The sequence below is a fragment of the Bacteroides timonensis genome (assembly GCF_000513195.1).
Classification (GTDB): domain Bacteria; phylum Bacteroidota; class Bacteroidia; order Bacteroidales; family Bacteroidaceae; genus Bacteroides; species Bacteroides timonensis.
This window is the reverse complement of record NZ_CBVI010000115.1, coordinates 23,574-35,627: the sequence shown is the minus strand read 5'-3', so window position 1 is coordinate 35,627 and position 12,054 is coordinate 23,574. Positions and strand designations below refer to the sequence as shown.

The following is a 12,054-nucleotide window of genomic DNA, read 5'->3' as shown; positions in this document are numbered from 1 at the left end:
ACAGCAAGCGAACAACTGATTACTGACAATTAATAACTGAATAATACAGCACTATGAACGCACTAAGTCAAAAAGTGTCTATGGCCGAGAAGATTGGCTATAGTTTAGGAGATTGCTCCGCGAACCTCGTGTTCCAGATGATGATGATTTACCAAACCAAGTTTTATACCGATGTCTTCGGTCTGGAAGGCGCCATTGCAGGATCAGTGATGCTGATTGCCCGCATTGTGGACGCTTTTGTAGACCCTACCGTAGGTATATTGTCCGACCGGACACAAACCAAATGGGGCAAATACCGCCCATGGGTACTCTGGACTGCATTGCCGTTCATGGTGTTCTATGTGCTGGCATTCTACAATCCCGGTATCGAGGATAAAGGTTTGGTAGCGGTATATGCTACAATCTCTTATACCTTGTTGATGACGCTTTACTCGTTCAACAATACACCGTACGCATCGTTGGGTGGTGTAATGTCAAGTGACATCAAGGAACGTACAAGCATTACGTCTATCCGTTTCGTTGCCGCTACCATTGCGCAGTTTGTGGTACAGGGCTTGACGCTCCCGCTGGTAAGCAAGTTTGCAGGTGAAAGCGGTGATAAGGGGCACGGTTGGCTATGCACTATTTCCTTGTTTGCAGTCATCGGTTTCGTGTTCCTGGTTATTACCTTCTTCTCCAGCCGCGAACGTATCACACCGCCGGCAAATCAGAAAACTGATACCCGGAAAGATATCAAGGATGTATTCAAGAATATTCCCTGGCGGGCGATGTTCATCCTGACACTCTTCCTTTTCACTACCCTCGCCATGTGGGGAAGCGCTATGAACTACTACTTTGAGAATTATGTGGATTCGGGCGCATTATTTGCCTTCCTCGATAAACTGGGGTTGGTGGCTACACAGACCAGTGATTCGGTGGGCTATACGATACTGAATGCTTTCGGCCTTATTGTCAGTAGTCCTGAAAGGGCTTATGAAGTGGGGTTCGGTGTGTTTAATATGCTGGGAGCAGTGGTACAGTTCTTCGGCGTTATCTTCCTGTCCGGCTTCTTAGCCAATCGTTTCGGAAAGAAATCGGTGTTTATCGTTTGTCTGGCACTGACGGCAGTGTTCACCGCCTTCTTCTATTTCCCGAATGAAACGGATGTAGAAACAATGTTCGTCCTGAACTTCCTCAAGAGTTTGGCATACGCTCCCACCGTTCCATTGCTTTGGGCTATGATTGCTGACGTGGCGGATCATTCGGAATATGTCAATCACCGCCGTGCAACGGGTTTCGTGTTCGCAGGTGTGGTGTTTGCCCTGAAGGCCGGATTGGGTATTGGCGGCGCTATTTTGGGTTTCCTGCTCTCCGGTTTCGGTTATGTATCGGGTGCAGGGATCGCACAAAGCGAATCGGCTATTCATGGTATCGTGCTTTCATCCAGTATTATTCCGGCTGTTACGTTCTTTATCGGTGTCATAGCGCTGTACTTCTATCCTATTACAAAGAAGTATAATGAAGAGATGCAGGCTGAACTGACGGAACGCAGAAGTAAAGAAGATTATTAACCACCCCGGGTACGGGATATTTTCCTAATCCCGGTCTGAAATGAGTTAAATAACAGCTTGTACTATCTAAATTCTCCTCCTTCTTGAAGGAGGAGTCCCCGTAGGGGGAGGTGGTAGGTAAAGCAATAAGTACCTATTAATCATACTAAAACAGCATGAAATTAAAGTATTTAGCATTATCAGTTTGTGCTGCCGCATTAATGTCTTGTAATAGTGACAAACCTGTTGCGGCAGACCCGACTCTAACAAACATTCTCGGTGATAAATTCCTTGTTGGTGTCGCCATTAATTCCGAACAGGCTGCGGGTCGCGACACCAGCGCAGTCGATGTAGTGCGCCGCCACTTCAACTCCATTGTGGCCGAAAACTGCATGAAGAGTGAAGTGATACACCCGGAAGAAGACAGATATGACTTTAGCCTGGCAGACGAATTCGTTCAGTTCGGCGAGGATAACGGAATGTTCATCATCGGGCATTGCCTGGTGTGGCATTCCCAGCTCTCACCTTGGTTCTGCACAGATGCCGAAGGAAAGAATGTTTCACCCGAAGTCCTGAAAGAGCGACTGAAAAGTCATATTCATACTATCGTGGGCCGATACAAAGGTCGCATTAAAGGCTGGGACGTAGTAAACGAAGCCATCGAAGGAGACGGAAGCTACCGCAAAAGCAAGTTCTACGAGATACTGGGAGAAGAATATATCCCGCTGGCTTTCCAATATGCACATGAGGCAGATCCGGAAGCGGAACTCTACTATAACGACTACGGTATGCACGAACCGGGACGCCGCGACGCAGTGGTGCGCATGGTCAATTCACTCAAAGAAAAAGGATTGCGCATAGATGCCATAGGTATGCAGGGACACATGGGATTGGATTACCCGAGTATAGGTGAATATGAAACCAGCCTTCTCGCCTTTGCCTCCACAGGCGCTAAAGTGATGATAACGGAATGGGACATGAGTGCTTTGCCAACCGTAAACCGCGGAGCAAATATTGCCGACAAAGTAGCCTTTGAGAAAGCCTTAAATCCCTATCCCGAAACTCTGCCGGATAGTGTTTCCAATCTGTGGAATGCACGTATGAAATCGTTCATGGAACTTTTCATAAAGCACTCGGACGTCATTACACGCGTAACCGCCTGGGGAGTATCGGACGGCGACTCCTGGAAGAATGACTGGCCCGTACCGGGAAGACGGGAATATCCCCTACTCTTCGACCGTAACTATCAGCCCAAGCCCTTCCTGAAAGAAATTCTGGAACCGAAAAAGGCTGTGTTCGATGAGTTCACGTATACGGTAGCTCCCAAGGATACCGATAAAGCAACTGGTCAGGTTACCACACCGGGCACATTGAATCCCGTGTTACCGGGTTGTTATCCCGACCCGAGCATCTGCCGCGTAGGAAACGACTATTATATGGTCAACTCCTCTTTCGCCTTCTACCCCGGCGTACCCATCTGGCACAGCACAGATCTGACGAACTGGGAACAACTGGGCTACGTCCTCAACCGCCCCTCACAGTTGCCTATGTACGACGGCCTGCGTATCAGCGGCGGTATCTATGCTCCGGACATCAAATACAATCCTCACAACGGACTGTTCTATCTGATCACCACAGCCGTAGACGGTGGCGGCAACTTCTTCGTCACCACGGATGATCCGAAGAAAGGAAACTGGAGTGATCCCACTTTCCTGCCCGAAGTGGGCGGCATCGACCCCGGATTTCTCTTCGATGAAGACGGGAAAGCATACATTGTGAACAATGACGGTCCGGCAGGAAAGCCCGAATATGACGGTCACCGCGCTATCTGGATACGCGAATTTGACTGGAAAAACGGTTGTACCATAGGAAAACAGAAGATGATTATTGACGGGGGTGTAGACAAAACCCAGCATCCCAGCTGGATAGAAGGTCCACACCTCTACCACATCAACGGCACATACTACCTGATGGCTGCCGAAGGTGGCACAGGCCCCAACCACTCGGAAGTGATCTTCACCTCTGCGTCTCCATTCGGCCCTTTCAAACCTTGTGCCATCAACCCGATATTGACGCAACGCGGCTTGCCGGGCGACCGTCCCAACCCGGTTACCTGCGTCGGTCATGCCGATCTGGTGGAAACTCCCGATGGCGACTGGTATGCTGTTTTCCTCGGTGTCCGCCCCTATCGCGACGGTCACGACGTGATGGGACGCGAGACTTTCATGCTCCCGGTGACCTGGAAAGAGAATCAACCCATTATTCTTCCTGAGGGTGACATCATCACTTATACCGCCGACCGCTCCTACGGTCCTGCCCCACTATGGACAGCAAACGGACTGGCTAAAGAAGCATTTTTTATCCGCACTCCACTGGTGCCCTGCTATGATATAAACAGCAAAGGGCAGTTGGAAATGACCGCCAGCAGCACTGATCTTAACCAAAAGCGTCAGCCTGCTGCCATCGGTCGCTGGATTAACAATTGGACATTCACAGCTCAGACCGGCTTGGACTTCGTGCCACAACAGCCGAAGGATTTCGCAGGCATCATCTGTTTCCATGATGATAATTGCTATATTCGCTTCGGAAAGACATTGGATCAAGACGGCAACCCCGTCATGCTTCTGGAAACATACAGCCATGGCAGACTGTGCAAACAGGCAAACAGCCCGCTAACCCGGACAGATGGAAAAGTATATCTGAAAGTGGAAGGAGATAATGCAGTAAACTATACCTTCAGCTACTCCACCAGTCCTAAAGGTAACTGGACGCAAGTAGGCGAACCCGTCTCCGCCGACCTGATAAGCACGCAGACAGCCGGAGGTTTTACCGGAACCATGGTCGGCATTTATGCCACAGGAGATTATGAGAATACTAATAATACGAATCAGTAGATGAATTATGTTCATATCCGTATAGAAATGAACATAATTCAACTACTGATTCACATTAATAACTGAAACTATCAATAACTTAAAAACAATACCATTATGAAGAAAGAAAAAAGATATCTGGTACCCGGAGATTATATGGCAGACCCTGCCGTGCATGTGTTCAACGACCGTCTCTACATCTACCCTTCCCACGATTGGGAAAGCGGTATCCCCGAAAATGATAACGGCGACCATTTCAATATGAAAGACTACCACGTCTTCTCTACCGATGACCCCATGAAAGGTGAAATCGTAGACCACGGACTGGTACTCACCACCGAAGATATTCCCTGGGCAGGACGCCAACTCTGGGATTGCGACGTAGCTGAGAAAGACGGCAAATATTATATGTATTTCCCCCTGAAAGACCAGAACGATATCTTCCGTATCGGTGTTGCCATCAGCGACCGTCCCGAAGGTCCGTTCATTCCCCAACCCGACCCGATGCGCGGAAGTTACAGCATGGACCCTGCCGTTCTGAATGATGGAGACGGTAACTACTACATGTACTTCGGTGGTCTGTGGGGCGGACAATTGCAACGCTATCGCGACAATAAAGCCCTGGAAAGTGGAGCTACTTTCCCCGCAGACAACGAGCCGTCCATCCCCGGACGCGTTGCCAAACTCAGTGCGGACATGCTGCAATTTGCCGAAGAACCTAAAGCCGTAGTGATCCTGGACGAAAACGGGCAACCGCTGACAGCCGGAGACAACGAACGCCGTTTCTTTGAAGCAAGCTGGATGCACAAGTATAACGGAAAGTATTACTTCTCCTACTCTACCGGTGATACCCACCGTCTGTGCTACGCCATCGGCGACAATCCTTATGGTCCTTTCACCTATCAGGGAGTAATCCTGACTCCGGTAGTAGGCTGGACTACCCACCACTCCATTGTGGAATACCGGGGCAAATGGTATCTGTTCCATCACGACAGTGTGCCTTCCGGCGGACGCACCTGGTTGCGCAGCCTGAAAGTATGCGAACTGGAATACGACGCCGACGGAAAAATTATCACCATTGAAGGACTGGATTAACCGTTGCCCGATAGAGTATGGATACTGTCAAAATAGGTATTATAGGTACCGGGTGGATTGCCGAAAAGATGGCAATCACCCTCGAAGGAATGGAGGGAGTAGAAGCTTATGCAGTCGCTTCCCGCCAGTTGCAGACTGCCTGTGACTTTGCCGACCGGTGGGGTTTCACCCGTGCCTACGGTTCTTATGAAGAAATGCTGGATGATGAAGAGGTGGAGTTGGTATATATTGCCACTCCCCATTCTCACCATTTCGAACATGCACGTATGAGTCTGCTGAAAGGCAAAGCGGTTTTATGCGAAAAGGCATTCACCGCCAATGCCCGCCAGGCGGAAGAACTGCTGAATCTTGCCAAAGAAAAGGAGCTCTTCATCACCGAAGCTATCTGGACACGTTATATGCCTCTATCGCAAACCATCAATGACCTTGTAAACGGTGGAATCATCGGACGCCCCATGACGCTGTCTGCCAATCTGGGTTACCCAATCGGCAACCGTGAGCGCCTCCGCCAACCGGCACTGGCAGGCGGGGCTCTGCTCGACCTGGGAGTGTATGCACTGAACTTTGCTTCCATGGTTTTCGGGACGGATGTAGAGTGTGTCACCTCTACCTGCGTAAAGACCGATACCGGAGTCGATGCACAGAATAGTATAACTCTTACATTCAAGGATGGGAAAATCGCTGTACTGCACAGCAGTATGCTGAGTATGACCGACCGCCAAGGCATCATTTCCGGTGACAAAGGCCATCTAATCATTGAAAATATCAACAATCCACAACGAATCAGGGTGGTAACAGAAGATTATAAGACGGCAGTTGTCTACAACTGTCCGCCACAAATCACCGGATACGAATACCAGGTATATGCATCCATGGAAGCTCTGAGGAACGGGTGGCTCGAATCTCCCTATATGCCTCACGCCGAAACCCTGCGCATCATGCGCATGATGGATGACTTACGCCGCGAATGGGGAGTACGCTACCCCGCCGATGAATAAACCAACCAATACTTTTTGTTTATGAAAAAACTGCTCTCTTTATTCTTATTATTATCTTGTTTACTCGGACCCGTATCCGCGGAAGACGGCAGCCGTTTGTGGCTCCGGCAATCGACAGATGCCCGGGCACAAATTACAGCGCCTCGCCAGTCTCCGACACTAAATATAGCCGTCCGTGAACTGAAGCAGGCATGGCAGGGGCTCCCCGTTACGCTTGTACTGAAGAAAGACAAACAACTATCTCCCGAAGGCTTCCGTATACGACAGGCAAATGGAAAACTCACCGTCACTTCTCCCAGCGAAGCGGGTTTGCTTTATGCTGCCTATCACCTGATCCGCCTGCAAGAAATGCGGAACTTTGGAAAACCTTCGGAAACAGACCAGGAAATAACGGAGAATCCTGCCTATGACCTGCGTATTCTCAATCATTGGGACAACCTCGACCGCAGCATCGAGCGCGGTTATGCCGGCAAATCTCTCTGGAACTGGGAAGAACTGCCCGGCACACTCTCCGACAGATACGAAGCTTATGCGCGTGCCAATGCCTCCATCGGAATCAATGCAACGGTACTGAACAATGTAAATGCTTCTTCTAAAATCCTTTCCGCCGAATATCTGGAAAAGGTAAAGGCTCTGGCAGACATATTCCGTCCTTACGGCATCAAGGTATATCTCTCTATCAACTTTGCCTCCCCCATGCAACTGGGCGGGCTTTCCACAGCCGATCCTTTGGACAAAGATGTCATCGCCTGGTGGAAGCAGAAAGCCAAAGAGATCTATCGCACCATTCCCGACTTCGGTGGCTTCCTGGTGAAAGCCAATTCCGAAGGACAGCCCGGCCCGTGCGACTTCAACCGTACACACGCCGAAGGTGCCAATATGCTGGCAGATGCATTGAAGCCCTATAAAGGTATTGTCATGTGGCGTGCTTTCGTCTACAGCCCAACGGATGCAGACCGCGCTAAGCAAGCCTATCTGGAATTCCAGCCTTTGGATGGACAATTCCGCGACAATGTCATCGTACAGATAAAGAACGGTCCGGTCGACTTCCAGCCTCGCGAACCGTATAGTCCTTTATTCGGCGCTATGCCCCGGACTCCGCAGATGGTCGAATTCCAGATTACACAAGAATATCTGGGCTTCTCCAATCACCTTGCCTATCTTGCCCCGATGTGGGAAGAGTTCTTCGACTTTGTGAAGCCGTCTTCACTGAAAGCCATAGCAGGTGTTGCCAATATAGGTACGGATACAAACTGGTGCGGTCATCCTTTCGCCCAAGCCAACTGGTACGCTTTCGGGCGCATGGCCTGGAATCCTTCCCTGACATCAGAAACAATCGCAGAAGAATGGCTGAAACAGACCTTCTACAATGAAGAACTAAAAATGAAGAATGAAGAAGGTTTGCAGACCGATAGTGCAGCCAATTCTTCATTCTTAACTCTTCATTCTTCATTAAAGCAAATGATGATGGAAAGCCGCGAGGCTGTGGTAGACTATATGATGCCGCTCGGGCTGCATCACCTCTTTGCATGGGGACACCATTACGGCCCGGAACCTTGGTGCGATGTGCCCGGTGCACGCCCCGACTGGATGCCGTCTTATTATCACAAAGCTGATAAGGCAGGCATAGGTTTCGATCGTAGCCACACGGGTAGCAATGCCACAGCCCAATATCCCGATTCACTCTGCCACCTTTACGATGACATCCGTACTTGTCCGGATGAGTATCTCTTGTGGTTCCATCATGCCCCTTGGCAACACACCATGCAAAGCGGACGTACTTTATGGGACGAGCTTTGCTATCGCTACGATCATGGTGTACAGCTGGTAAGAAGTTTTCAGAAAAAATGGGACCTGGCCGAGAACTATATCGATGCGGAACGTTTCAAGGATGTACAGTCACGCCTGAAGATACAGGCACGTGATGCCGTATGGTGGAAAGATGCCTGTCTGCTATACTTCCAGGAATTTTCGGGTATGCGTCCCCCTTACGAAGTGGAAAGGCCAATACATGAATTGGACGATTTGAAACAAGTGAAGCTTCCTATCGACAATCATGAATGCCCGACACCGAAAATGCTGAATGAAAGAAGGTAATCACATACTTCACAAACCTATCTTCAAGAGGAGAAGCCAAAGCTTCCCCTCTTTTTTATATTCGGCTGATTCTATGAAAACATGAAGGCTATTTTTATACACGAACAAAGTCCATGCTTATATACACAACTACTTATCAACACATTAGCAATCAGCAAGCGTATTTCAAACGTATAATTTACCTCCGACAAAAGTATGTAAAGAGTAGTGATTCGCTTGCTTTTACTCTTCCCACCCTCTACTTTTGTATCAGCCAAACAGACCAAAGGATGGACGGACTACAACGCGCGGTAACCTCGGATATCCCTTTTCTCTGTATTGCATGAAAACACTATTATTAACTATTAAATCTTTTAATATTATGAAGAAAAGACTGCCACTTATCACACTGCGGCCTCTTGCATGGATACTATTTCTTCTTATAACGGCAAGCGGATACGCACAAGAGAGTCTTATTCAAGGTCTGGTTATTGATGAAAACGGAGAGCCGCTGATTGGTGTATCCATACAGGACCAGAAGACACAAAAAGGTACCATCTCCGATATAGACGGTAAATTCTCGCTCGAAACCCGCATAGGAAACATGCTGAAGATATCTTATATAGGATATCGCACCGTAACACTTGCCGCTGCCAAAGATATGCGTGTAGTTATGAGTGAAGACAACATGAAACTGGATGAAGTAGTAGTCGTGGGATATGGCGTCCAGAAGAAAGTAAATCTGACAGGTGCCGTAGCTTCCGTGAAAAGCGACGAGATTCTGAAAGCCCAATCGGCAAATACCTCCAACGCACTTATCGGACAGATTCCCGGATTGATAGCCAAACAAACCACCGGAGAACCGGGACTGGACGGCTCACAAATCTATATCCGCGGTGTTGCCACTTTCCAGGGAGGAACTTCACCTACCTATATCATCGACGGCATCGAACGCCAGGCAGAAGACTTTGCCCGCATAGATCCCAATGAAATAGAATCGCTGAACGTATTGAAAGATGCCGCCTCAGCCGCTATCTTCGGTATGCGCGGTGCCAACGGGGTTATACTGGTCACTACCAAACGAGGCAATACCGGAAAAGTCCACGTAAAGTACTCGGGCAACGTATCAATACAGAAGCCTACAAGTCTGCCGGAATTTGCCAATTCTACCGACTATGCCCGAATGAAGAACATATACATGGGCAATACAATCTATACAGACGAGGAAATCAGAAAATTCGCCGACGGCTCTGATCCCGAACGTTATCCGAACACCGACTGGTACAAAGAAATGCTGTCAAAGAATGCAGTGCAGCATCAGCACAACATTACCGTGGACGGCGGACGCGATAACATCAAGTTCTTTACCAGCTTCGGATATGTACATCAGGATGGTTTGTGGGACAATCTGAACTACGAACGCTACTCTTTAAGAAGCAATATCGACATAAAGATCACTTCTACCACTCAGCTCTCGGTAGATGCATCCGGTCGTGTGGAATACCGTCATGGAAGCCCACAGAGCAGTACCAATGTCTTCCAGCAGTTGATCCGTAATACTCCTGTGCTACTTGCCAAGTATGACAATGGCCTTTACACAGTACCCGATGCCACTCACCCGAACATCATGGCGCAAACCAGCAAAGACGCAGGATACAGTGACTCACGAAACAACAGTCTGTTAACCCGCCTCGAACTGACTCAAGACCTTCCGTTCGTAACCCAAGGATTGAAAATAAAGGGTGTCTTCTCATACGATAAAAACAATTACGCCCAGAAGACCTGGTCACTCTCCCCTTACCTGTATGTACGCGACCAAGACAACAACTACAACTTGCAGCCACGAGGTAGCGCCTCACTCTATCAGAATCAGAATGACAACGAATACATAGAGTGGCAGGGACATCTTACCTACGACCGTTCTTTCGGCAACCATACCGTTTCAGCCCTGTTGATGGCATTGGGACGCAAAGAAAAATACCACAACGTATGGGTATCCCGCAACTCTTTCGACTCGGACGTAATGGACCAGATCAGTGCCGGTAACAGTACCGGACAGCAATTGGGTGGATATGACAGAGAGTCGGCACGCCTCAGCTATGTGGGTAGAATCAACTATAATTATGGCGGCAGATACCTGTTTGAAGCGAATATCCGCCGGGACGCTTCCGAAAACTTTGCTCCCGACAAACGTTGGGGAACATTTGCATCCGCGTCTATCGGCTGGGTGGTTTCGGAAGAAAAGTTCTTTGAACCTTTGAAGAATAAGATAAATTTCCTGAAGATCAGAGGATCCTATGGTACATTGGGTAACGACAATACCGGTGGTGTAGCCTTCCCGTATTACAGCCGCTTCGACTTGTACGCTTCACGCGGTTCGCATGGCGGCGGACTGGCGAATAACCTTGGCGATTATGTATTCGGAGAATTGGTTACCAAGGGTTTGGTTCCCGGCCCCATAGCCAATGCACTGGCAACCTGGGAAACTTCCAAGAAGATGAATATCGCGATAGATGCAGGTTTGTTTGATAGGTTCAACCTGTCTTTAGATTTCTTTAAAGAAACCCGTTCCGACATCCTTGCACAGCGAGGAGCCGAAGTGCCCTGGTCGTTCGGTGGAGAACTCCCGCTTGAAAATATCGGCAAGGTGGAGAATAAAGGTATCGATGCCAACCTGACGTTCAATCATCACATCGGTAAAGTCCGTTACTCCATAGGCGGAAACTTCACTTATGCCCGCAACAAGATATTGGAAATGGCTGAGGCCGCAGGAACCTCCGAGTACTTGAGAAAAACCGGGCGTCCCATCTACAGCTACTACGGTTATAAGACAGACGGCATCTTCCAGAACCAACAGGAAATAGATGCGTATGCCAAGCAGGAAGTGGCAGGAAGCGACTATGTGACCCGTCCCGGTGATATCAAATATGTAAACGTAAACGGTGACGAAGTGGTAAATGCCGGTGATATGACCTATCTGGGATACGGCAACGTACCGGAAATCGTATACGGTATCAACGGAAGCCTGGCATGGAAGAATTTCGACCTCAGTTTCCTCTTCCAGGGAGCAGCCCATGCGCAGGTTTATCTGAATGGTGGCGTAGTAATGCCTTACTTCAATGATGGCAATCTGCCTCAGTTCTGGGTAAAAGAAGCATGGAGCGAAAACAATCCCGGCACACGTTATCCGCGTCTGGAGCAGTCCACGCACAACTTCCCGAATACGGATTTCCCGCCCGTGCAGACCTATCTGTATGATGCGTCTTATTTCAGACTGAAAAACATTGAAGTAGGTTACAACTTCCCGCGCAAATGGTTGAGTAACCTCCGTTTAGAGAATGTACGTGTGTACGTCAGCGGACAGAATCTCTTCACCATTACCGATGTTCCTCAGATAGACCCTGAGAATGTAAACTCACAAGGTTGGTCTTATCCGCAAATGAAATCATTTAACGCAGGTATCAGTATTCAATTTTAAACAGA

General features: G+C 48.8%; 6 protein-coding genes. All 6 read left to right on the top strand.

The window, feature by feature from the left end; all coding sequences use genetic code 11:
- Positions 1 to 53: 53 nt before the first annotated feature.
- Positions 54 to 1,550 (top strand): MFS transporter, encoded by a 1,497-nt coding sequence (locus tag BN161_RS21055; protein ID WP_044269998.1) that lies wholly within the window; start codon positions 54 to 56, stop codon positions 1,548 to 1,550.
- Between the two features lie 155 nt (positions 1,551 to 1,705).
- Positions 1,706 to 4,423, top strand: a complete 2,718-nt coding sequence (locus BN161_RS21050) for an endo-1,4-beta-xylanase (protein ID WP_044269996.1) — start codon at positions 1,706 to 1,708, stop codon at positions 4,421 to 4,423.
- Between the two features lie 96 nt (positions 4,424 to 4,519).
- The gene (locus tag BN161_RS21045; RefSeq protein WP_044269994.1) at positions 4,520 to 5,497 is read left to right on the top strand and encodes a glycoside hydrolase family 43 protein; all 978 of its coding nucleotides are present in this window, start codon (positions 4,520 to 4,522) and stop codon (positions 5,495 to 5,497) included.
- 17 nt (positions 5,498 to 5,514) lie between these two features.
- A complete protein-coding gene (locus tag BN161_RS21040) occupies positions 5,515 to 6,495 on the top strand; it encodes a Gfo/Idh/MocA family protein (protein WP_044269992.1) in 981 nt (326 codons plus the stop codon).
- A gap of 21 nt (positions 6,496 to 6,516) precedes the next feature.
- Complete coding sequence (locus tag BN161_RS21035; protein ID WP_044269990.1) at positions 6,517 to 8,592, top strand: alpha-glucuronidase; 2,076 nt, start codon at positions 6,517 to 6,519, stop codon at positions 8,590 to 8,592.
- A gap of 361 nt (positions 8,593 to 8,953) precedes the next feature.
- Positions 8,954 to 12,049 (top strand): SusC/RagA family TonB-linked outer membrane protein, encoded by a 3,096-nt coding sequence (locus BN161_RS21030; RefSeq protein ID WP_044269988.1) that lies wholly within the window; start codon positions 8,954 to 8,956, stop codon positions 12,047 to 12,049.
- Positions 12,050 to 12,054 lie beyond the last annotated feature (5 nt).